The organism is Chondrinema litorale, from assembly GCF_026250525.1.
GTDB lineage: Bacteria > Bacteroidota > Bacteroidia > Cytophagales > Flammeovirgaceae > Chondrinema > Chondrinema litorale.
On sequence record NZ_CP111044.1, the window covers coordinates 402,749 to 426,149 of the forward strand.

A 23,401-nucleotide genomic window follows, 5' to 3' on the forward strand; every position below is an offset into this window, starting at 1 on the left:
ATGAAATACCTATCTGAAAAGAACATAAATTCTATAAAATCAGCTTTCAATTTTGGATTAATATCCGTTATAACTATATACTTGTTAAAAAGAGCTTTTGATATTTTACCTGGTGATTGGTTTTTTTTTATTACTTGCGATGCAATGGAAAATTTTATTTCCGTATGCGTTGTTTATATCCTTCATTTTTATGTAATCCATTTAGAAGCTATATGGCAAAAAGTTGGATATACATTTTTGTCTATTTTAATTCTTTTGTCCTTGGCTGTACTAAAGGATATTAGAACAGATAACATCATTTTATTTGATGACACCTTCGATTATTTCACCAGCTTTTTGGGACTAACATTGTTGTTTTATCTGCTATTGTATTACGTAAATAAATTGGATGATTTCAACAAGTATAAAAAGTTAAGAGATGAACTGAATACAGCTAAAGTGCAATTGCTTAGAAATCAGATGCAACCTCATTTTCTGTATAATGCTTTTAATTCTCTTTACAGCTTGTCTTTAAAAAAGAATGAAGATGTTTCTGAATACATTTTAAAATTATCTGGAATGATGCGCTATTTAACTGACAATACTGAGTTAGGAAAAGTACCCATTGGCAAAGAGTTAGATTTAATAGAAAAATATATAGATATAGAGAAATTGCGATTTGGTGAAGATTCTGCCATCGAATTTAGAGGTGATAAAGTACTAATGGTTGATAAATTTATAGAACCATTAATTTTGATCCCTTTAGTAGAAAATGCTTTTAAGCACGGTTTCTACACGAATTCCAAAGATGCTTTTGTTTCCGTTTTATTCGATCTTAATGGTAAACAGCTACACTTTTCAGTTAAAAATAGTGTGCCCAAAAAACAACATTTTCAAGAAAACAACAGAAAAGGAAAAGGGCTAGACAACTTAAAACAGCGCTTAAATCTATTATATAAAAAAAATGCAGATTTGGCATTACACAGAGACTCTAATTCTTTCACAGCTAAACTTAAAATAACATTAGACTAAATGAACCCATATAAAACTATAGTAATAGATGATGAACCTTTAGCTATAGATGTGATTACCCATTATCTAAAACGTTTCTCCAATTTTGAAGTGGTTGGAACATTTACCGATTCAGTCGAAGCTTTTAATTATTTAAAAAGAAACCAACAAGTTGATGTTGTTTTTACAGATATCGCTATGCCCGAAATCTCAGGAATCGAGTTGGTTAAACTAACAGCAGAACCTACTAAGTTTATAATGACCACTTCCTATAGTGAACATGCTGTAGAAAGCTTTAATCTTGAAGTAATTGATTATTTGTTGAAACCCATATCTTTTGAGCGGTTTGCAAAAGCGTTGAATCGTTATGAAAGACTCAGTAAATCAACTATTGATGAAGGATCTTCTTTTTTTGTAAAGGATGGCGACGATTTTATAAAAATACTTTTAGATGACATTGATTATATCCAAGGTTTAAAAGATTATGCTAAAATTGTTACCGGCAATAATTATTGTTTAGTTCTTAAAACACTTAAATCAGTTGAAGTTGATTTAAGCGCTTATAATTTTATGAGGATCCACAAATCATATATTGTTCCGCTAAATAAAATTAGACAGTACAATGGTAAATGCGTTTTAATAAATAATGTTGAAATCCCTGTGGGTAGTAGATATCGCGATGATTTGAAGAAATATTTTCAGAGTAATAGATTTTAGTTAATAGTGTAGCATTAGATCTTAGGTCTCAATTAGTAAATATTTCTTGATATTTCAACTTTGATTTTCTTGAGTAACAAAGTTTATTATACTTACCTCCTATCCTACAATTATAACCGTTCACAACTCTATTCTTATCCCCTAGTATATTTACTTAACAAATATAGATATAATTATTACTTTTACTTTTGTTAAGTAAATAAATATAATGAAAATACCTTCACTAGGAGAATTTGAAGAATTAGTGCTTTTAACTGTAGCTGCACAGCACGATCAAGCATATGGGGTTTCTATAATGGAGAGTCTAGAAAAAAAACTGCAAAAGAAAATTAATGTTAGCGCCATTCATGTAGCCCTTAAACGAATGGAAGAAAAAGGCTTCATACAATCAAGATATGGTGGAATTACCAATGACAGAGGAGGCAGACGAAAGAAATTCTATGTAATTACTGCTTTTGGCAAACAAGTACTCGACAATCAATATGCATTAAGAACTAGTATGTATTTGTCCATCCCTAAAATTTCTTTTGGTTAATGAATGCTCAACCTCCAAAGCAAGCACTTAAATTTCTCCGTTGGTTTTGCCGAGAAGACTTTCTCGACGAAATCGAAGGGGACTTGATCGAGATTTTTGAAATGCACTATGAGCAAAACCCTAAACATGCAATCCGAAGTTTTTGGTGGCAAGTGCTTTTACATTTCAGACCAGACTATATTAAATCTTTCAATTTCATACAATTTTTAATCTATCAAAATATGCTTCATATCAATTTTAAAATAGCTTGGCGCCATATTACCAAAAAGAAATTGTATTCTATTATCAATATTACAGGCTTAGGGGTAGGAATAGCTAGCTGTCTGCTTATCTTACTTTATATCCAGTTTGAACTCTCCTACGATCAATACCACACAAAATTAAATGATATTTACCGGGTATTGCATGCCTATAAACCAATAGAAAAGAAGAACATGGAAACCCAACCTGAAGAGTTTCAAGTTTGGGGGAATGCGCCTATTGCAGAAGCTATGTCTAGAGATTTTCCTGAGGTAGAAAGCATATTCCAGTTTACTAGCCCCGCCAACTTCTTGTTTCAATATAAAGAAAAGATTTTTCAAGAAGATAACATGATATTTGCAGACTCCAACGCTTTTCAGATGTTCAGTTGGAAAATGCTTCAAGGTGATCCACTCACTGCGCTAGATGAACCTTATAACATCGTATTAACGGAAGACATTGCTAATAAATATTTTGGGAATGAAGACCCCTTAGGCAAAACCATTATTGTGGATGAGAATGACACCTATACGGTGTCTGGAGTCATGGAAAATGTTCCAGACAATTCTCACTTTACTTTTGATGGATTGGTATCTATGTCCACTTTTCGTAAGTATAGACCTGGCATTTTCGCGAATTGGGGTTATGTAGATTTTTACACTTACTTTACCTTATACGATAAATCACAATTGTCAAACATTGAAGCAAAAGCAGATGAATTTACACAAAAATATACAGGCAATTGGGACCAAACCCATTATGTAATTGCCTTTGAACCTATGACTGATGCTTACTTACATTCAAAAGCTGGTCGCCAACCCGGTGACACAGGGAGTTTATCTAACTTGTACATTTTTGCATCCATAGCTTTATTTATATTGTTGATTGCTTGTATTAACTTTATCAATCTTTCTACTTCTCGTTCATTAGAAAGGGCTAAAGAGGTAGGAATCAGAAAAGTTGCTGGAGCTGTAAAAACTACTTTAACAGTTCAGTTTTTGACTGAATACATTTTATTGACTTTTTTATCTCTACTACTCGCTTTAATTCTAGTGGTAGCTTTTGCCCCGATATTACAAGATTTAATAGGCAAACCTATAAACTACCAAATCTTATTTAGCTGGCAAATACTGCCTATATTGTTAGTTGCTACTATTTTAATCGGACTACTTGCAGGTTCTTATCCAGCGTGGTTACTATCAAAATTTAGTCCTGCTACAGTTTTAAAAGGGATATTTAGAAACTCAAACAAGGGTATTGCTTTAAGAAAAGTCTTGGTGGTTTTCCAATTTAGTTTATCCATTGCCTTAATGATTGGTACTTCCATTGTTTTATCTCAATTAGAATTCTTACAAAACAAAGATCTAGGCTTTGATAAAGAACAAATGTTGATTTTAGATTTCGGTTGGGATAACAAGGTTCAACAACAGATAGAAGCCATAGAGCAATCTTTTCTAGCGCATCCTAATGTAACCGCAGTATCTGCCTCAAGAGCGGTTCCGGGTGATTTTTTACCCAATGCAGGTACTACTATTGAAAATGCTCAAGGTGAAATGATGATGTACAGCCCTACTATTTATGAAATAGATCAAACGTTTATTCAGAACTATAATATTGAAATGGCCGCTGGTAGACCATTTTCTATTGATTTTCCTTCAGATTCAGTTAGTTCATTGATTTTAAATGAAACCGCAGCAACATTGTGGGGATATGAAGACCCCAAAGAAATGATTGGTAAACCTTTTGATCAATGGGGCAAAAAAGGGATTGTAGTAGGTGTAGTAAAAGATTTCAACTATCAATCTCTACACAGAGAGGTAGAACCACTTTCGCTGCGATTCGAACCTTACAGTTTAAGAAAATTTTCTATTAGAGTAAAACCACAGGAGATTAGAAAAACACTAGCAGACCTAGAAGAAACGTGGAAAGAACTCATACCACACCGACCTTTTGTTTATACCTTTTTGGACGATAGTTTCAATAAACAATACCAAGCTGATAACAGGTTTAGCAAAATATTCGGAATATTTACCAGTATAGCCATCTTTATTGCTTGCTTAGGACTCTTTGGTTTAACTGCTTATACAACTAGTCAAAGAACTAAAGAAATCGGAATTAGAAAAGTACTAGGTGCATCAGTATTACAAATTATAACCTTACTTTCTACTGGATTTATCAAACTATTTTTGATCTCTCTGATAATTGCCATTCCTGCTGCTTGGTATTTTATGGCCAAATGGCTCGATACTTTTGCCTATCAAATCGGTATGAACGTTTTCATTTTTGCTCTTGCAGGCTTTCTGGCTTTAACCATAGCTTTAATAACTATCAGCTGGCAATCATTAAAAGCAGCCATTGCCAATCCTATTGATAGTTTAAGGTCAGAATAGCATATGCCAACAAGTTTCTCCAATGGCTTTACCCTCAATGAGATTGAATGGAAATTTTTAATATGCTTTTCAGGAAAAAATGAAATGTATCACACTGAAAGTATATTTCAGTGTGATACAATACTCGTTTCATTAGTTAATGTACCACTTGTAATTGCAACAACAGTACTGTTGTTGCTAAATGTGCCGAAGCGCCAATACTAGGCTAGTAAGTATGCCGAAAACAAAAAGGTATTAAAAAAAGCTTATTTCTTCAAATAGGAATTACTATGCTTTAGCCAGCAAATTATATGTCAAGCCTATGGATTTTAACTTGGTGTTACAAAATTAGTGAATCGTCCTACTCACTATTTAAGAAATAAAAACTCATATATAATTTCCTTGTATGCTAAACTAAAACTTATTCTATAAAAGAATATAAATCACACATCCCCTCAATAAACAATCTGGTACTCAACCCTGATTTATTAAATAACTTCCCTACTTTTGAAATTGAAATGTACTATTGCGATTCAATAAACAATTTTGTGAAAATATTTAATGACTATGTCTGAAAACATGAAACCTTGTCCACAATGTAAATCTCCTTATGGATATTTTTTAAGTGAAGAATTATATTCATGCCCTGAGTGCGGATTTGAATGGAACCCAGAAGAACAGCTAGAAGAAGGAGCATTAGTGGTAAAAGATGCCAATGGCAATGTATTACAAGATGGAGATTCTGTAATTATTGTTAAAAATTTACCAGTAAAAGGATCTTCGGCTCCAATTAAAGCCGGAACTAAAGTAAAAAAAATCCGCCTAACTGAAGGAGATCATAATATTGACTGTAAAATAGATGGATTTGGTGCTATGGCTTTAAAATCTGAATTTGTAAAAAAGGCTTAATTTTTAAATAAATAGCTGGTTAAATTTCTATTCAATTCTACGAGAACTGTTACAATACATTTCTCAAAAGACTAAAACTAAATACATTTTTCTGAGGCTTTGTAAGTGTGGATGTTATTTTTTTTATACAAAATTTATAAATGACATTCACACTTTTCATATTAATAAGCGATATACAGTTAATACAAGACTATTCCTGATTTTTTAGAATAATAATAATCTTACTTGTTTAATTGTAAGATTGTCAAGGCCTGATGCTTAAAAGTCCCCAATTAACTGAGTCAGTCGACAACTTAGATAAAGATATTAATACTATTGAGTCATCGATTATTCAAAGCTATCTCTCTTTATTACTAAAAAAGGTCTAGCCTACATTGTTAGTCCACCTGAAAATTAGGATCTTTAATATAACACATACAATGTGTACAAGCATTTTATATAAATCTTGACAGAATGAAAGATCTATTAAACCTAGAAGTTATTACTAAGACCATGGATGATTTGCCTATTGGTGTTGGTATATTTCAAGTGCAGGATCCGAATGACTTAAAAAGTATTCGCTACATTTTTATGAACAAAATCATTCTGTATGAAATGAGAAAGGAAAGAGAGGAGGTATTTGGCAAATTGATAATTGAAGTAGCCCCTGAAGCATATGAGCATAAAGTAGGATTGCAGGTTATTGAAACTTACAGAAATGTAGCTGTGGATGGAGGCAGTGTAAATTTGGGTATGGTTGAATACTCAAATGAAGAGGTAGCAGGTATGTATGAATGCTCTGTACATCATATTCAAGACAATTACATTTACGTAATGCTTAGAAATGTAACTGAATTAGATCAATCAAGGAAAGAATTGGCTGAAGTAAACAGAGAGCTTGAAGAAAGAGTTAAGCAACGCACAACACAATTGGAGCAATCGAGGAGAGAATTAGTAGAGATTAATAAAAGCCTTGAAAAAAGAGTTCGGCAACGTACAGCAATGTTGGAGCAAAAGAACAAAGAACTGGAACAATTTGCTTACATCGCTTCACACGATTTACAGGAGCCGCTACGTACCATTTCCAACTACATTCAGGTGATTAACGAAGATTTTGAATTCAATCTAAGTGAGGAAGTCATTAATTATCTACAATCAATAAACAAATCTACTGAAAGGATGAAAATCCTTGTCTCCGCATTGTTGGACTTTTCAAGGTTAGGACGTAACAGAAAACTTGCTGATGTAGATACAAAAAAAATTGTAACCGAGGTAATTGACGATTTGCATCAACTAATCCAATTAACAAATGCTAACCTAAAGGTGGGCAACTTACCAAAATTGCATGCTTATGAAACAGAATTGCGACAAACATTTCAAAACCTAATATCAAACGCAATAAAATTTCGAAAAGAAAATCACGATCCTGAAATTCAAATAAACTATAAAGAATTAGAAAACCATCATCAATTCTCTATTTCTGATAATGGTATTGGCATTGCAGCAGAACATATCGACCGCATTTTTTATATCTTTCAAAAACTACATTTAGACAAAAAATATGGAGGATATGGCATAGGTCTGGCAAATTGTAAGAAAATTGTTGAGATACATAGCGGTACTATTTGGGTAGAATCTCAAACAGGAAAAGGAAGCACCTTTTATTTTACTATATCCAAACAACTAGAAATATGATAGAATAACTATATTGTTGTTGGTAATTGGAGAACCATATAGCTATTAAAGCTGGTTAGTGCGAGTACGTAATTGCAACAGTTAGCCATTAAAGTTATATTTAACTACCTATAAATGTGAAACTAAGCACCATCGTGATTCATTAATACAGTAGTTAATTTTAAAAATGAAAAATATTGGTATCATTATCTTTTTAGGGCTTTTGGCTTTCTCTTGCCTTAATCATCATAAAGATGAGGTCTTAATAGTAGATAGTTTACCGATAAAAAAAGCTGAATATCAAAAGAGAATAGTAGGGCAATTATCTGGTGAGTTTACCTTATCGAACAATACATTTATTAAAAGTCGATGGTCTAAGCAAGAAAGAACTCTTGCTAAAATTTATTTAAAAGAATTAATTCAGTCCTTAAATATTAGCTCTAAAGAACATAACTATACCTCCCCCAACCTAAACCCAGCTATCGATTTAATTTTGGAACCCTTTAAAGGCACAAATCTCTATGGCATTCTACCTGCTACTAATAACAATAAAGAATATGTTATTCTTGGGGCACACTATGATACAGGAAAGCGAGGTGCACCAGGAGCAATTGATAATGCCACAGGAATAGCTTTAATATATAGTGTGGTAAAAGAGCTTGCAAAAAGAAAAATTCGGAACAAAAATATCATCCTTGTTTTTTTTGATCAAGAAGAAGAAGAACTAATTGGGAGCAAAGCTTTTGCTAAGCATTTGAAGAAAATGAAGTTGGATATCCACTCGATACATTGTTTCGATATGGTTGGCTGGGATTCAGATAAAGATAATGCAATGGAAATATACTCAGGGTCTAAGTCTTTGATAGGTATTTATAAATCTGTGGCAAACCGCAACAATATTCCTTTGAAGGATATTATTATCAATCCAGTTGGGTATAACAGAAACGCTACTGATTTTGATGCTTTCGTGCCTGCTGGCTTTAATGTAATAGGTGCTGGAGAATGTTACTACCACAAAGATTCTACTCCATTTAAAGATACTCCAAAAGACACTTTTGATACAGTAAATTTTCAATACCTATTATCTTGTTCTAATTTTATAGAGGAAGTTATAAAAGAAATTGTATCCTTACCATGAAGCAAAAGAGATACTTCATTTATAAATTTAAAGCAAATTGGTTATATGCCACTATGCTAATAGCAACTTTACTGTTCTTTATTTACAAAGGAATAATTTATGCTTTTATCGGTAGCTACACACCATTGTTAATTATCACTTCCGTTATTTCTTTATTCATTTTTGGTTTAAAAAAATCAAATAAAGCTCTTAAACGTATTCTTGGCTTTTGGGCCGTTCTAATAATACTATGGTCTATCACCAGATTATTATTTGGCTTTGTAAACATGTTTGTTAAACCCATACCAGAGGCTCATGTAAGTGCGCAACTCGGAATTACAGGTACTTTATTTAGTGCAATTTTCTTATTCTTCGGTATCTATTTATGGAGATACAAAAACAGGATATTGCTAAAATAAAAAAGGCTAATTCAATATGTGTTTTCCTGCTATATCAGCATTTGTTTCTATAGTATTTTAGTTTCATCCCCCCCCATTTACTCTAAATTTAATCAAAGGAAACTGTACCTTTTTCTCAATTTGGTATTATGAAAATTAAAACATAATAACCTTGAACTCATGAGATCAAAAACAGTTATAAAACTACCTTGTCCTTTTGTCAATAATTTAATGTTCATAAGAAAATACATCATATTCTTTACAATTGGCTTGAGTTCATATTGTTATGGACAAGTTGAGAATTCTGCCCGTTTAGACTCATTATTACAAAGTGCTGTTAATTCTAATATAGGCCCAGGTTTAACTGTGGGTATAGTAAAAAATGGTGAGCTCATCTACCATAATAGTTTTGGGAATGTGAACTTAGAATATGATATCCCTTTTAATGATTCTACGATATTTGATCTTGCTTCAGTAACAAAACAATTTACTTCTGCTTGTATCGGAATACTCGAAAATAAAAGAATGTTGTCTGTGAATGATGATGTGAGAAAATACATTCCTGAACTAACTTTCTATCAAGATACGATTAGAATCAAACACCTTCTTAATCACACAAGTGGCATTAGAAATCATAATGTATTACTAGATTTAATGGGATTCGATTTTGCTCACCAAGGATATACCAACGAAATGATTGAAGAATTGATGTTTCGTCAAAATGGAGTCAATAACCTGCCAGGTGAAAAAATGCTATATTCTAACACAAATTATGTTTTATTGGCACTTATTGTAAAAAGAGTATCAGGGATGAAGATTCATGAGTTTGCACAAAAAGAGTTGTTCGAACCACTGAAAATGACTAACTCATTTTATAGAAATGATATGAATGCAATCATTAAAAACAGAACATATTCTTACTACAAAACAAAAGATGGATTCAAACAAAGCAATTCCCTATCACTTTGTGTAGGCGCAGGAGGAATGAAAAGTACTATAAGTGATCTGGCTAAATGGTCTCAAGTGTTTTTAGATTCTGCTCATCAGTATTTCTATTTGAGTAAGTTCATTACCCACACAGATAAGCTGATTAATGGTTTGGATATGAAACATGCTAGAGGGATGTTTGTATCGCCTTATAAAGGATATTATACCTATAATCATAGCGGTAGAGACATAGGAATGCGCTCTCAATTTATTTGTCTACCCGAACTTAACTTGGCAGTAATAGTTTATTCTAACTCCAATTCTATTAATGCTGTAGATATTTCTTATCAGATTTTGGATTTATTTATAGATAAAATACCTGAAGCAAACGAGAAAACAGAGACATATGCACACAGAAAAGATGAGCTTAAAAAGTATGTTGGGACTTATCAGGAGCTCAATAGCGATATGAAAATGCAGGTATTTGTTGAGAACGATACATTAAAAGCAAAAAGTAGTTTAGGTAATCAGGCAGTTCCGCTCAAATCAAGCAGTACTACTAGTTTTCAACGTTTTGATAACCCTTCTGTTAAACACATTTTCCTTTCAGATAAAGATTCTAAAGTAAGCATGCAAGTTGATTTCGGCGGAGCTATTTTTTACTTTGAAACAATTAAACTAGACCCTAATCCTAATAAAAATTTAAAAGATTATGTAGGAGATTATTTCTCTAAAGAGCTAAATGTAACCTATTTACTTTCTATAAAAGATACTTTCCTATCCTTAGACTATCCCAACAATCAAGAAATAGCATTAATTGAAGGGCAAAAAGATGTATTTGGTTCAAATCGGAGAACTAAATATTCATTCTGTAGAAATGATAAAGGTGAAATAGTGAGTTTCAAAGTGGCTTCTGAGGGCACAGTTAATAATATCCTATTTGAAAAGATAAAGTAATTTTAACTAATAAGTTTAAACACTCACTATTTGTAAGGGGTTGATTCATCAATTAAGTTTTTTATTTATGTATCCTCTATTTTACTTAGAAGTTGTTTAAAGTTTGAAAGACATAAAGAAGTATGCTCAAAATCGATTAGTTTGTTGGTGTTTGACTATCAAGAACTATTCAATATGAGCATTTAAAGTTAAATATCAAGTAAAAAAAAGAATTTGATATGCACTTACTTTTATAATATTTGATAAGGAATCTAAATCAGCTAACTTTAGTTAAGTACATTACTAAACATTAAATCGAAATGATTTACAACGGACAAGAAATCGAATTTCCTGCAATAATGCAATTGAGCTTTGTTAAGCTGATTGAAAACCTAGAAAATCAAGCTGAAAGTAGTAATGACATAGAAGCTGCTCATGCTAAAAACATATTGCAGGTAGTTGGAAAATATCCGGCACTGAAAGATGGAATAACTAATGAAGAGGATTTCGATAAATATAATGAGGGCATTCAACTCTTAGGCAAATTATTATTCCCAGAAGTGTTATCTACTAATGAGATAAAAATACTGGCTCCGCCCTTTTATTTTAAACCCTTAATTACCTCTAAACGCTTTGATAGCATTATAAAAGCTTCTGGAAAGCCGTTCTCATTTACTTTTAAAAATATAAGTAAAAATGAGTTCTATTTGTTTTGTTGCAATTTTATTCTGGGCAAATATTACGGTTATCCAGTAAATGGCAGTGGCTCTCAAATGTTCGAAATTTTAAATGAACAACAAGGACTTATTCGCACCTTTAAAATGCTGATTAATGCAGATATGTGTGAGTTTATTCCTACTGACAAAGCTGTAGACATTACCGATGAAGACTTTGAAGAACTGATTAACAATTTTGAGGATATAGAACTTTGGAAGAAAAAATTTCCACCAAATAGCTGGATTTTAAGAGGCATCAACATTGTTAATTTAATGGATATGACCACAGAACAAGCTATTGGAGCCATTACTTCTAACCTGATTGTTAAAACACACGATTCTTTTGAAAAAATACAGTGGGGTATCAGAAAAATATTTAATAATGCTGCTTTATCTATTGGGGTTCTTTTATTAGAAGGTGATCAATTAGTTACATTTAAAAAGGAAGGTATGTACAGTATTTTACTAGATAAAGGTAATATGCTCAATTGCAGCACAGAACTTTGTAACTATTCTTATGGGAAGTTAATTGAAAATAAACAACCTCTCATTATCACCAATGTTGATAAATTTCACAATACAATGCAGAGTGGATTATCTAACAGGTTAATGGCTTCTGATATAAAAAGCTACATGGTTATTCCACTAGTTCACGACGATGAATTTTTAGGTTATATCGAGATAGGTTCAAAAAATACTTATGACCTACACCAAGGTTCCCTTAAGTCACTTGAAAAAGTATTACCTATGCTTGCTATGGCTCAAAAAAGATTTAAAACAGAAGCACAAAACCTGATAGAAGCTATTATACAGCAAGAGTGTACAACTATTCACCCTGCTGTTAAATGGCGATTTGAAGAAGAAGCCAAGCAGTTCATGTTTAAAAGATATAATGGTGAACAACCTGTATTTAAAGACATAATATTCAATAATTTATATCCTTTGTATGCCCAAATGGATATAAAAGGCTCATCTAGTAGAAGAAACAAAGCTGTAAGCACTGATCTATGTAAACAATTAGGAGAGGTAAAGAAAATACTCTCATCAATATCCAAACAAACTGACATGACAATTTTTGATGAACTCATTTGTAGAACAGATACTTACATTAAAGAATTACACCTAGAATTGGCCGCTGGTAGTGAACATAAAATTTTGAACTTTTTGAAATCGGATATTTATCCTGTTTTTGAATATTTCGAAAAGATTGACTCAAAATTAAAAGAGCAAATAGAAGAATATAGATCATTTTTAGACCCGAGTTTACAAACTGTATACGAGGAGCGTAAAAAGTACGATAGTAGCGTAAATTATATCAACCAAAGGTTAGCGTCTTTCATAGATAATAAACAAACTGAAGCGCAAAAGGCTTTTCCGCATTATTTTGAGAGGTACAAGACTGATGGCATTGAATACAATATTTACATTGGCCAGTCTATTACGAAAAATAAGGAATTTGACGATATTTACCTCCGTAATCTTAGATTATGGCAGTTAATAGTAATGTGTGAAATGGAACTCGAATTTAAAAAAATACAAAAAGAGTTAGATACAACTATTGAAATTGCCTCGCTTGTTTTAGTTTACAATACACCTATATCTGTCCACTTCAGAATGGATGAAAAAAAATTCGATGTAGAAGGTGCATACAATGCCAGATATGAAATTATCAAAAAACGTGTAGATAAAGCCCATATAAAAGATACCAATGAGCGTATAACTAGCCCCGGCAAAATTGTTATTGTATACTCACAGGAGCAAGATGCTAAAGAATACCTTACTTATTTACATTACCTTTCACAAAAAGGCTATGTAAAAGAAGAAATAGAAGATTTGGCACTAGAAGATTTACAAGGAGTACACGGTTTGCGAGCATTGAGGGCCGAAGTTGTTTACAACAATCCGATTACGGTAGACGAACTTATTACAGAAATGCAAAGAGGCAATATAAATTAGGTTGATTATAAAAACTTAGAGCAAGAAAACTTTATCTTAAATAAAATTAAAGTCTTTGACTTTAATTAGTGTTTACTTTCCAACCTGTTCTCATAAATAACCCTACACATTTCTATAATTCAATGAGAGAGATAATGTGCCTCTTTATTTTGTTTTAATATTCATTAGTTGTACCTCCTAATTTCACCATAAGTCACCTATTTTTATTTGATCAAATTTTTTACACAAACCATTATAACCTCTCACTCAAAATGAACCCAAAATTAGGAAATGAACTCATAGAAAAAATTGAAAGAGACGAATGGATGGTTAACATTTTGAAAATTGTTAGAGATTTAAAGCTAAATGATTGTTGGATTGGAGCTGGCTTTGTGAGAAACAAAATTTGGGATGAAAAGCACCATAAAGTTAGAACAGAACTTAACGATATTGATATAATACACTTTGACAGTTCAAACTCATCTAAAGAATATGACTTACAAATAGAGGAAAAACTTATAAAGCATAATCCGAATTTGAAATGGTCAGTAAAAAACCAATCAAGAATGCACATCAGAAATGGAGACAAACAATACTCAGATTGTAATGATGCTATTTCGTTTTGGCCCGAAACGGCAACCTCGGTTGCTGTAAGGTTGAATTTCAATAATAACATTGAATATTTAGCACCTTATGGCTTGGACGATTTATTCAACCTTTTAGTAAAACCGACACCTAAATTTGATTTGAATATTTACAAAACTAGAATTGAGAATAAAAGATGGAAAGAAAAATGGCCTAAGCTAGAAATAAAAACTTGTCATAAATGTGTATAAAAATAATGCATAATTTTATTCCATAAATTTAAAGATTGTGCTCTTTTGGTCTATCAAATTTTCCTTAGTAGAATCTTAAAGCTCAAAACCACATTATTTTTTATACTAACCATTAGATTAATAAAATATAGATTATGACACCTAAAGAAAATTTAGCCAAATTCGAATATACACTACCAAATATATCAACGCCAGGAGGCAGCTATGTTTCAGTAAATATTCGAGAGAACATAGCATACATAGCAATTCAATTCCCCATTTTAAATGCAGAATACCTTTACCAAGGACGTTTGGGTGATAGCCTCAATACTGAAGATGGCTATAAAGCAATGGAACTTTGTGCTTTGAATGTTTTAGCTCAGATCAACAAGAAAGTCGGCTTCGAAAAAGTTATCGGTGTGAATCATATAGACGCTTACTTCCAATCAGGTGAAAACTGGGATGATTCACCTAAAGTTGTTAATGGAGCATCTGATTTATTCGTCAAAATTTTAGAAGATAAAGGCAAACATTCAGTATCCACCCCACCAAGTAGCTCTTGCTAAAAATAAGAGTATTTATTAGTCCTTGTTTTCCAGTTTTGTGGTAGCAACTCATTTATTTTGTTGATGGGATGCTCTGGAAGTCTCTCAAATATATCTTGCAGATACTCGTATGGATTGATTTGATGTAATTTACAACTGCCTAATATGCTGTACATTATAGCTGCTCTTTGTGTTGCTTCATGTGACCCAGCAAACAAATAGTTTTTCCGGCCGATAGCAATTGGCCTGATATTGTTTTCAACTAAATTATTATCAAGCTCAAGTCTACCATCATTGAGATATACATACAGCTTATTATACCTTTCTGCCAGATAATGCATGGCTTTACCTATGCTAGATTTCGGCAATACTTTAGGGTACTCATCCACGATCCATTGTCCCAACAAATCCATGATTGGACGAGATTTTTCTTGCCTAAGTTCATATCGTTGCAAGGCATCTAGCTCGTTGTCTCTTGCCTCACGTTCAATAGCATACAATTGCTGGAATAATAGCAAGGCATGTTTGGCTCTGGATTCATCGTTATCCAAAGCTTTCTCGAAGTAGCGACGTACGTGTGCCATGCATCCAACAAGGATGATGTTCATCCCTTCTTCTTCAAGGAGTTGATCATAGACTTTGTACCCATCTGTTTGGATATAGCCTTCATAACCTTGTAGCGTATTGACTGGACCTTATCTAGATCTGCCTTTTTGGTAATCAAACAAAACAACCTGTTGCTCTGGAGAATAGTACACCCACAGGAGTGCCTGCCAGTAGTAACCTCGGTGAGTCTTTCCTTTTTTGGTATCATCTAACACCTTAATTGGGCTTTCATCAACTTGCAGGTAATTATTATTCAATACCTCAAACCTCAATGCCTCATATAAAGGGTCTAGTAACTGGCAAGCTGGCTTTAACCAGTTACCTAAAGTACTAGGAGCAATCTTTATCCCTAACTGGTTAAACCTTTTTTGTTGTCTGTAAAAAGGTAGATGGCGCACTGCAAGTGATGGCAAAATTTATCCACCAGAATATGGGCTAATAATCCAGGTCCTGGGATACCTCCGTCGTGGAACGATTTCAATTGGTCTCGCTGGTAGGTTGGCTATATAAAATTCTTCTTCTTTACTCACATAACGTGGCCTGATGTAACGACGAACAAATACCTTAGCTGGTGTCATGTCTAGCTCCTCAGTAATTTCTTCTCCGATCTTACGCATGTGAGTGGTATCCACTTCAGGCTCTAACACTACCTCTTTGCGAGGTAAGTGTGCTGGTAATGGCTGGCGAGATGATCCTTGTGGCTGCTTTTCGACAGCAGTAGCCCTTTGATAACTAATGGTTTGTTTGACTTTGGTAGGTGTTTCAGCAGGAACATTTTCATCTAATGGCAAAGTGAGCTGCTTACTATTGGTATCACTAGGGATAAACCTTTCTCGTTTACTACCGTAGATCAAACGCTTCAATTCTGATAGCTCAGCTTTAAGTGATTCAACCTGCTCCAAGAGTTGTTGTTTGTCTGCTAACTCTTGCTTTAGTAAAGCATTTTCTTGTTGAAGCGCTAATATTTGAGTGCTGCTATCTTGATCTGCCATGCTTCTAAAATAGCACTCAGCAGCCATTTAGACAATGATTTCCACAACTATTCTAGTGGTTTTTCATAGCGTTTTCTGCGTCTTGTAACTGCCACTTCCAAGCCATCAAGTAGTAAAGAAAATTCACTATAACTCAGGTAAATAGAAGAAGATTTACTTGTGGGTAAATTAAATGTTCCGGGTGCCGGCCACCAGACTCAAGCCGTTTATAATAGAGAATAAAACCACTGGGTTCCCAAACTAGAATCTTCAGTCGATCAAGCTGTTTTCCCAAGAATATAAAAGCATCTCCTGAATAGATTTTTTGTCCCATGTAGTTTTCTACTAATCCACTTAGCCCATCAAAGACTAGCCGTCCGCACCTTTACGCATATCTGCCGGTTGATCACATAGAAAAAAGCGTTGCTGGGAGTTTAATCCGAACATAGCTTCAAGACTTGTTGCAAATAACTGGCAGATACAGCTTGAGAAAAACGGAGGATGATGCCATTGGGGAATTCTATTTCTACGCCTTGAAGCATTGGCTTTTCATAATTTACAGGAATAAACTTTGCTGATTTTTCTTTTGGAGTTGACTCAGACTTTCGCTTGCGATATCGAGATACCCAGTAGGGCAAGATATGAAGTGGTAAATTATGTTGTAGACTATATGCTTTTTGAGTCAAGCCACTAGACAACCAGTCTTCTACTACTGGAAACATTTCTTTAGAAGTATACATAAATTCTTTTACAACTAAATAAAGCAATTACCCTCTAATGTAATAGGCTGGTTTAATGGAGGGATACAACATTCAAGAGCCATTTTTGGAGTTCATAAACTTCCAAGAAATTTTAGCGTTGGGTTGACAGCATCATTTACAATAGAAAAAGGATAAAAAAACTTGCAGTCGATTAGCTCAACTTGAGTCATTTGCACTCAGGTTGTCTACTCTTTCATGTTTAAGATATTCGTTCACCATTCGAATATTTCTGTATGCTTTCAAGTTCTCCTTGTTCATCATAGAGATACCTTTCTCCATCTAGTCCTCCATTATTGAAATATTCTTTTATAGAAATAATTCCGTTTTGGGTCCACCAAATTCTTTCTCCTTGTTCTTTTCCATGTTGATTAATTCCTTCACGCATCTTCACCTTATTTGGATAATAAACTGTCTCCTTTCCATGTGGTATATTTTTTTCATATTCCGTTTCACTATACATACCGCCATCAATTACCCTACCCTTATAATCCCATAATTCATAAACTAATCCCTCTATCCTTCCACTCTTATAAAGCTGTTTCCTTTTTAACATTCCGTTTTCTAGATACTTTAAACTTTCTCCTGTAGGAATGCCTTTTGCAAAATTTTCTAGAACCTTTAGTTGACCATTTTCATACCATTTCATTTGTTTTCCATCTAGTTTCCCTTTGATATAGTTCTGCTCTTTTTCTTTTTGACCATTGCCATACCAACTGACTAAAATACCATGTAATTTATTTTCTTGCCAGTTAGACTCTTCTCTTGAACCATCATCATAAAAGTTAAATTGATGCCCAGTTCTTTTCCCATTTTCATAATACTCGACTAGATATATAGTGCTTTTTTCGTTGGGGTAGTGCAAAAATGCTTGGTTCATTCTTCCAATAGTTATTCCATGAAGTTTGTCATTTCTAAAATGTTCCTCAATAGAATATCTATCAAAATACTGCAATCGCTTTTCAATATTATCTTTCAGGTACACCTTTTCTGTTGGAGTATCTCTAAGAAGTTTCCAACCTTCAATATCTATTTTTTCTATTTCAGCTTTGTTAATAGACTTCATATTAATTAATCAGAATAATATTGTGTTTTATAGACTTAGGCCAAATATAAACAGTGAGTTAAACTTATCACTTAAAGCTTGATAAAGTTAGCCCGATAATAATTCGTATAAATAGCATATAAAACGAATTGAAACAACTTTCAAAAGTTTCTATTTAAAAATGGTTTTTTGGAAGAATTCCAAAAAAAATCAAGATTTATTCAAAAAGACTTTTTGGGTATTCAATATATTTATTAATTGAATTTCATTCCAACAGTAACTAATAGGAGAATATAGATGGAGTCTTAACGATTCTGATTCATAAATTTGGGATATTTTGATTTTTATTATCGATTGCAGTTACATAATTATTATAATAAAGCTCACCGTTATCTCCGTATAGAGGTATTTTATTAAACGGTTATATACCTAAAAAAACTACCATACTAAAATTAATAGCATGGCAGTATTTAGGGCAACTAACACTCATCAATCTAATCATTCAGTACCTATAAAATATGGTACTTCTAAGGATTCAGTATATTTAGCTGTAAATCTGATTTTAACAATTACATCTAATTCAATGCGCTCTCCCTCTGGAATAGAAGTTCCAAATGCAGAAATAGTTAATGAAGAAGTATCGGTAGATTTAATATAACCTAGTAATTTTGATGTAAGCAAAGTAATACCTGCTTTGTCTAAATCTGATAATGGAGTAAAATCTGTATAGTCTTCAAAAGCTACTTCTCTAGAAGCATACAATATCGTCGCCTCGCTATCAGTGTCTATAAGTGAACCGCCAATATTTACTTTACTAGAAATATTTCCATCATTAGGTACTATTTTTATTGAGATACTTTCAATATTTATATCATTAACTTTATCAAGTTCTTCGTCGCTAATTTGTTCAAGAATATCTTCCGGAGTAATGTATTTTGTTTCTTCAAATACACCATCATCGCTAATTTCGAAAGTATAAGAATTGTCTAAATTTAATACCAAATCAAATTCTTTTTCATCACAAGAAAAAAGTAAAACTGCGATAAATGGAATTAAAAGGTAGTTTTTGTATGTCTGCTTAATAGTCTCCATAAAAATTGTATTTTATAATAGATAAGTTGGTAAATTATTTTTTAGAGCCGATATCGAAACCAAGACCCACTGCCAATGTATTTGATTTACCCAAATTATAATCTGAGTGTAGATATACAGGTCCAAGATTTAAAGCTACACCTGCTGTAAACCTAAGCGAGGTGCTTTTTTTCAATTCAATATCAATAATCTCGTCTACATCACCAGATCTATATGTATAAGAAATATCTAATGACGAACCTTCGTAGCCAGGGCCACCATATATAGTAAGTGGACCAAATTTTTTACTTCCTTGTAAGGCAATGAGGTGAGTCTTTGCTTCAAGCAAATTTTCGAGCTTTACATTTTGCCAATAAAAAGCTATTGCAACATCTAAAGGTAAAATATCAATATATTGATTTACATTATGTCTTATTCCTAAACCAAGCAAGTTTAAATCTCCAATGTCATCACTTAGGTCTGAAGCAAAATATCTTAGTGATACTTCTGTTCCAAACAGGCCTCCAACACTTATTTGTGGTACAGCTAACGGCAAAGACCTCATTCCAAGGCCACCCGGAAAATTATATACAGTTCCATCTTCATTTTCTATAGAAGAGCCTTCTGTACTACCAAAAATAGTAGGTGCATCTACAGTAGATACTGGCCTAAAATCTCCATCTGTTGTTGCACTAAATGTTTTATACTTATCTTTAATTATGGCTGTCATCGCAGTTAAGCCGATAGATACTCGAAGCCTCTTTTCAGGAATTTTAGCTGAGTGTATAAACCCACTATTTAAATTTCCACCCAAAGCATAAACCATAGGTTGCATATAGCCTGAGCCATTTTCAGAAGTGTATTTTTGCAAGAAATCTTCAATATTTTGAGCTGAGGCTAAATGAGTTAAAAAAAAAGAACTAGCCAGTAGTAAGTTAAATAGTATAACCTTAGTTTTTTTTGTCATATTAAATTAGTTACATGTATTATTTATTAGGTTTAAATGCGACCTATTATTTTTTTAATGGATGCACTCTAATTTCAGTGGAATTTTATGTGAATTCCACTATTGAGATACCTCCAAAACCCATATGGATTTTAGAATTTCTTTTCAGACAAAAAACGTGAAAGAGATAATTATTCATTTATTTTTTGTCGTAGACGTCAAAAGATTGGCGTAAACAACAATTTTGTAGGAAATTAAAATTAATTTGCTTTAAAGGAAGCAGGAAAAATTTACAAATTAATCTAGAAATGGAGATAAATGTTTTATAAATGCTTCTTTATAAGCCCTCCCAATAGGCACTTGAAATCCTCCCACATGCACCTCATTTTTAGATAAATCTACTTGTGAAATTTTATTCTTATTGATTATAAAAGAGCGATGTATTCTTATGAAATGATTACTTATTAATTTATCTTCTAATTTTGTTAGCGTTATTCTGGTTTCTATAACTTTATTGCCCACACTAATTAAGCATATTTTATCTTTTGATTCAATACATAAAACCTCATTCAATTTTATTTTTATAAGCTTTTTATTCGTCTTCACAAACAACTCTTCCTTAATAAATTGGTCGTCAAACCAACCTTTATATGAGGTATCATCTTGAGTATTACTACTTCTTTTAGAAAATTTATAAATAGCTAAATCTATAGCGTTCTGTAAAGTTTCTTTATCATAAGGTTTTAAAATATATGCATATGGATCGGTCAGTTTTGCTCTTTCAAATGTGTCTTTATCTCGATACGAAGTAATAAATATAGTGGGAATAGCCTTTTTATTTTGCAACTGTTCTACCATTTGAACACCATCCAAATCTCCTGATAAATGAATGTCTACTAATAATAAGTCTGGTTGTGTATCATTAATCATTTCAATCGCTTTTTCAGCGTCTTTAGATATTCCTGCTAAATCATAACCCATCTCAGACAAATACATTTCTAGTCGGTTAGCATGAATAAAATCATCTTCTATTATAAATACTTTCACTCTTGACATCGTCTGTTAATCTTTTAGTTTTCATTAAAATATCGGCTGAGTAATGTAATAGAGAAGACACTTCCGTGGTTTGGTGTGCTTTTTACATCTATTTTTCCATGATTCATACGTACAAAATCATCTACAAGAGCGAGTCCAAGACCTGTTCCTTTTTCAGAACATGTTCCTAGTGTGCTTTTATCTTCATCTAGTACAAAAAGCTTTTGTATTTTCTCATCTTCTATTCCAATACCATTATCAATTACATCAATTCTAACTTCTTCTTTTTTACTTACAGTTAATAAATCGATAGAACCTCCATTTTTAGTGAATTTAATACTGTTATTAATCAGATTTCTCAAAATTGTACAGAGCATATCCTTATCGGCATATACATGAACTTCTTTAGAAATTTCTGCATTAAGATTAATATCTTTAGAGGCAGCCATATCTTTAAAATAATATAAACTTTCGTCTACTAATGGTTTAAGCGCCAAACGCTGTGCATTATATGGCATTGACCCTTCTTGACTCAATGCCCACTTTAACAAGTTATCTAGAAGTGTATTTACTTTTAGCGCAGATTCTTCTACCTGTAACGCAATTTGATGGAGGTTATCAAGCTTTCCTTTTTTAATATTGTAACATAATAACCCAGAAATTCCCTGCAATGCCGTTAAGGGCCCACGTAAATCATGTGCTATAATTCCGAAAAACCTGTTCTTGGTTTTGTTTAGCTCGCTTAACTCTGATTTCTGTTCTAACAATAATAAGTTTTGCCTGTTTTTTTGCTGATAGGCTCTAAATAATAAAAAGGCTAAAATGAATAGTATAATAAAGGCAAGAATAGATACAGTAACTAAAATGTTTTTTTGTTTTATAGTTTCACTTTGCTGTTCAGATTTGGCTTTTAATAGAGCATTTTCAGCATCTTTCTTTACTATTTGATATTTTGTTTCAATATCTGAAATTATTAATTCTTTATCTTTATTAAATAACGAGTCTTTTACCAGTGTATATTGCTTATAGTATGTGAGTGCTTGTGTTGGTTTATTCCACGCTTGATGTATTTCTGTAAGTGTTTGATAAATACTTAATACCCTGTTTCTGTCCCCTACTGCTTTGGCAATTGTTAAACTTTTTTGTGCCAAAGAAGATGCCTTCTCTAAATTGTTTAATTTCATGTAAATCTTTGCCAACCTTTCAGTAGTATAAGCAATTCCCTTTTCACTATTTAAGCCCGCTTTTAACTCTAAAGATTTTTCAAGATACATTATCGCTTTTTGCACCTCACCTTTATCGTCATATAACTCTCCTAAATTGTTATAATCAATAGCTAATCCATAATCGTTGTTGTTTTTTTTATCTACTTCTATTGTTTGCATTCTAAATGCTAATGCTTTATCAAAATCGCCTTTTATTCTAAAAATAATTTCTATATTATTTAATGAATTAGAGATATCATCTAAATTATTTATTTCATGCGCTCTTTCTAGTGCTTTAAAATAATATTCTAATGCTTTATCGTATTGTTTTTCATATCGATAAACTTGCCCAATACTATTTAAAGTAGATGATGTATTTACTCCATCTAAATCAGATTTCATTTTTAATGCTTTAAAATAGTATTTAAGAGCAGTGGGATAATCGGCTTTTGCTAAATAAACATATCCAAAATTGTGTGTGGTATAAGCCTCACTTTTACGATTATTTGTATTTTTAAATATTGTAATGGCTTTCTTATATAAGTCCAATGCACTCTCATGCATACCAGAATGGGCATAAACTGAACCTAAATCATCGTAGGCTGCCCCTAATTGATCTCTATGGCCTATTTCATTAGCATATGCTATTGCTTGGTTTCCATATAAAACTGCACTATCAAAATTTAGAGTACCATTATAATAACACAAATCTCTTAATACTCTTACTTTTTCTTCTCCGGTTACATTTGGCAAACTTTTCTTTAAACTGTCAATTTTTAATTGAATTTGAGCTGGACTAGATTTGGATATTAGCAATAAAATAGAAAAAATAAGAAGAGTTACTTTTTTTTGCATTTCAGTAAGTTAGCGTGACTTTATGGTATGTTCTATTGGATTAAACCGTATCTATTTTTAACACAAATTTCTTCGAAATTATATTGTTTTTGCCAATAAAAGCGGTT

At 32.4% G+C, this 23,401-nt stretch carries 19 protein-coding genes and 2 pseudogenes; 12 read left to right on the forward strand and 9 right to left on the reverse strand.

Annotated elements, in window-relative coordinates; translation table 11 throughout:
- Positions 1-261: 261 nt before the first annotated feature.
- The 12 genes from OQ292_RS21980 (at position 262) to OQ292_RS22035 (ending at position 14,823) form a co-directional block, all read left to right on the forward strand.
- Entirely contained in the window at positions 262-1,011 is a 750-nt protein-coding gene (locus tag OQ292_RS21980) for a sensor histidine kinase (protein WP_284686101.1), read from the forward strand.
- Positions 1,012-1,707 (forward strand): LytR/AlgR family response regulator transcription factor, encoded by a 696-nt coding sequence (locus OQ292_RS21985; protein ID WP_284686102.1) that lies wholly within the window; start codon positions 1,012-1,014, stop codon positions 1,705-1,707. It abuts the gene before it with no gap.
- 208 nt (positions 1,708-1,915) lie between these two features.
- Positions 1,916-2,242, forward strand: a complete 327-nt coding sequence (locus tag OQ292_RS21990; RefSeq protein WP_284686103.1) for a PadR family transcriptional regulator — start codon at positions 1,916-1,918, stop codon at positions 2,240-2,242.
- Positions 2,242-4,872, forward strand: coding sequence for an ABC transporter permease (locus OQ292_RS21995; protein ID WP_284686104.1), 2,631 nt, complete (start codon positions 2,242-2,244; stop codon positions 4,870-4,872). The genes OQ292_RS21990 and OQ292_RS21995 overlap by 1 nt, the downstream gene beginning before the upstream one ends.
- Before the next feature lie 546 nt (positions 4,873-5,418).
- Positions 5,419-5,760: a zinc ribbon domain-containing protein YjdM gene (locus OQ292_RS22000; RefSeq protein WP_284686105.1), complete on the forward strand. Its 342-nt coding sequence runs from the start codon at positions 5,419-5,421 to the stop codon at positions 5,758-5,760.
- 453 nt (positions 5,761-6,213) lie between these two features.
- Positions 6,214-7,434: a sensor histidine kinase gene (locus OQ292_RS22005; RefSeq protein WP_284686106.1), complete on the forward strand. Its 1,221-nt coding sequence runs from the start codon at positions 6,214-6,216 to the stop codon at positions 7,432-7,434.
- 166 nt (positions 7,435-7,600) lie between these two features.
- Positions 7,601-8,551 (forward strand): M28 family metallopeptidase, encoded by a 951-nt coding sequence (locus OQ292_RS22010; protein WP_284686107.1) that lies wholly within the window; start codon positions 7,601-7,603, stop codon positions 8,549-8,551.
- Complete coding sequence (locus OQ292_RS22015; protein ID WP_284686108.1) at positions 8,548-8,949, forward strand: hypothetical protein; 402 nt, start codon at positions 8,548-8,550, stop codon at positions 8,947-8,949. Before OQ292_RS22010 ends, OQ292_RS22015 begins: the two co-directional genes overlap by 4 nt.
- A 159-nt stretch (positions 8,950-9,108) precedes the next feature.
- Complete coding sequence (locus OQ292_RS22020; RefSeq protein ID WP_284686109.1) at positions 9,109-10,812, forward strand: serine hydrolase domain-containing protein; 1,704 nt, start codon at positions 9,109-9,111, stop codon at positions 10,810-10,812.
- Positions 10,813-11,111: 299 nt separating this feature from the next.
- Positions 11,112-13,463 carry a GAF domain-containing protein gene (locus tag OQ292_RS22025; protein WP_284686110.1) on the forward strand — a complete coding sequence of 784 codons (2,352 nt, stop codon included), beginning with the start codon at positions 11,112-11,114 and terminating at the stop codon, positions 13,461-13,463.
- Between the two features lie 251 nt (positions 13,464-13,714).
- Positions 13,715-14,278 carry a nucleotidyltransferase family protein gene (locus tag OQ292_RS22030; protein WP_284686111.1) on the forward strand — a complete coding sequence of 188 codons (564 nt, stop codon included), beginning with the start codon at positions 13,715-13,717 and terminating at the stop codon, positions 14,276-14,278.
- A gap of 134 nt (positions 14,279-14,412) precedes the next feature.
- The gene (locus OQ292_RS22035; RefSeq protein WP_284686112.1) at positions 14,413-14,823 is read left to right on the forward strand and encodes a RidA family protein; all 411 of its coding nucleotides are present in this window, start codon (positions 14,413-14,415) and stop codon (positions 14,821-14,823) included.
- On the opposite strand, the pseudogene tnpC reads toward OQ292_RS22035, so the two are convergent.
- The 9 genes and pseudogenes from tnpC to OQ292_RS22075 form a co-directional block, all read right to left on the reverse strand.
- Positions 14,820-15,806, reverse strand: a pseudogene (gene tnpC / locus OQ292_RS22040) (IS66 family transposase). The gene OQ292_RS22035 and the pseudogene tnpC overlap by 4 nt on opposite strands.
- A gap of 18 nt (positions 15,807-15,824) precedes the next feature.
- Positions 15,825-16,400: an IS66 family transposase gene (locus OQ292_RS22045; protein WP_284686113.1), complete on the reverse strand. Its 576-nt coding sequence runs from the start codon at positions 16,398-16,400 to the stop codon at positions 15,825-15,827.
- Positions 16,401-16,533: 133 nt separating this feature from the next.
- Positions 16,534-16,743 (reverse strand): annotated as a pseudogene (gene tnpB / locus OQ292_RS41135) (IS66 family insertion sequence element accessory protein TnpB); the annotation flags it as partial.
- Positions 16,744-16,813: 70 nt separating this feature from the next.
- Positions 16,814-17,119, reverse strand: coding sequence for an IS66 family insertion sequence element accessory protein TnpA (tnpA, locus tag OQ292_RS22050; protein WP_284686114.1), 306 nt, complete (start codon positions 17,117-17,119; stop codon positions 16,814-16,816).
- 220 nt (positions 17,120-17,339) lie between these two features.
- Positions 17,340-18,203 (reverse strand): toxin-antitoxin system YwqK family antitoxin, encoded by an 864-nt coding sequence (locus OQ292_RS22055; RefSeq protein WP_284686115.1) that lies wholly within the window; start codon positions 18,201-18,203, stop codon positions 17,340-17,342.
- A gap of 477 nt (positions 18,204-18,680) precedes the next feature.
- Positions 18,681-19,274, reverse strand: coding sequence for a hypothetical protein (locus OQ292_RS22060; protein ID WP_284686116.1), 594 nt, complete (start codon positions 19,272-19,274; stop codon positions 18,681-18,683).
- A 34-nt stretch (positions 19,275-19,308) separates the two neighbouring features.
- Positions 19,309-20,220, reverse strand: coding sequence for a DUF6588 family protein (locus OQ292_RS22065; protein ID WP_284686117.1), 912 nt, complete (start codon positions 20,218-20,220; stop codon positions 19,309-19,311).
- 276 nt (positions 20,221-20,496) lie between these two features.
- A complete protein-coding gene (locus tag OQ292_RS22070; protein WP_284686118.1) occupies positions 20,497-21,255 on the reverse strand; it encodes a LytR/AlgR family response regulator transcription factor in 759 nt (252 codons plus the stop codon).
- A gap of 14 nt (positions 21,256-21,269) precedes the next feature.
- On the reverse strand, positions 21,270-23,294 hold the full coding sequence (locus OQ292_RS22075) for a tetratricopeptide repeat-containing sensor histidine kinase (RefSeq protein WP_284686119.1): 2,025 nt from the start codon (positions 23,292-23,294) through the stop codon (positions 21,270-21,272).
- Between the last annotated feature and the right edge of the window lie 107 nt (positions 23,295-23,401).

Coding starts and splice junctions, on each gene's coding strand:
- OQ292_RS21985 (WP_284686102.1), top strand. CDS start 1,012: ATGAACCCATATAAAACTATAGTAATAGATGATGAACCTTTAGCTATA.
- OQ292_RS21990 (WP_284686103.1), top strand. CDS start 1,916: ATGAAAATACCTTCACTAGGAGAATTTGAAGAATTAGTGCTTTTAACT.
- OQ292_RS21995 (WP_284686104.1), top strand. CDS start 2,242: ATGAATGCTCAACCTCCAAAGCAAGCACTTAAATTTCTCCGTTGGTTT.
- OQ292_RS22000 (WP_284686105.1), top strand. CDS start 5,419: ATGTCTGAAAACATGAAACCTTGTCCACAATGTAAATCTCCTTATGGA.
- OQ292_RS22005 (WP_284686106.1), top strand. CDS start 6,214: ATGAAAGATCTATTAAACCTAGAAGTTATTACTAAGACCATGGATGAT.
- OQ292_RS22010 (WP_284686107.1), top strand. CDS start 7,601: ATGAAAAATATTGGTATCATTATCTTTTTAGGGCTTTTGGCTTTCTCT.
- OQ292_RS22015 (WP_284686108.1), top strand. CDS start 8,548: ATGAAGCAAAAGAGATACTTCATTTATAAATTTAAAGCAAATTGGTTA.
- OQ292_RS22020 (WP_284686109.1), top strand. CDS start 9,109: ATGAGATCAAAAACAGTTATAAAACTACCTTGTCCTTTTGTCAATAAT.
- OQ292_RS22025 (WP_284686110.1), top strand. CDS start 11,112: ATGATTTACAACGGACAAGAAATCGAATTTCCTGCAATAATGCAATTG.
- OQ292_RS22030 (WP_284686111.1), top strand. CDS start 13,715: ATGAACCCAAAATTAGGAAATGAACTCATAGAAAAAATTGAAAGAGAC.
- OQ292_RS22035 (WP_284686112.1), top strand. CDS start 14,413: ATGACACCTAAAGAAAATTTAGCCAAATTCGAATATACACTACCAAAT.
- OQ292_RS22045 (WP_284686113.1), bottom strand. CDS start 16,400: ATGGCAGATCAAGATAGCAGCACTCAAATATTAGCGCTTCAACAAGAA.
- tnpA (WP_284686114.1), bottom strand. CDS start 17,119: ATGTATACTTCTAAAGAAATGTTTCCAGTAGTAGAAGACTGGTTGTCT.
- OQ292_RS22055 (WP_284686115.1), bottom strand. CDS start 18,203: ATGAAGTCTATTAACAAAGCTGAAATAGAAAAAATAGATATTGAAGGT.
- OQ292_RS22060 (WP_284686116.1), bottom strand. CDS start 19,274: ATGGAGACTATTAAGCAGACATACAAAAACTACCTTTTAATTCCATTT.
- OQ292_RS22065 (WP_284686117.1), bottom strand. CDS start 20,220: ATGACAAAAAAAACTAAGGTTATACTATTTAACTTACTACTGGCTAGT.
- OQ292_RS22070 (WP_284686118.1), bottom strand. CDS start 21,255: ATGTCAAGAGTGAAAGTATTTATAATAGAAGATGATTTTATTCATGCT.
- OQ292_RS22075 (WP_284686119.1), bottom strand. CDS start 23,294: ATGCAAAAAAAAGTAACTCTTCTTATTTTTTCTATTTTATTGCTAATA.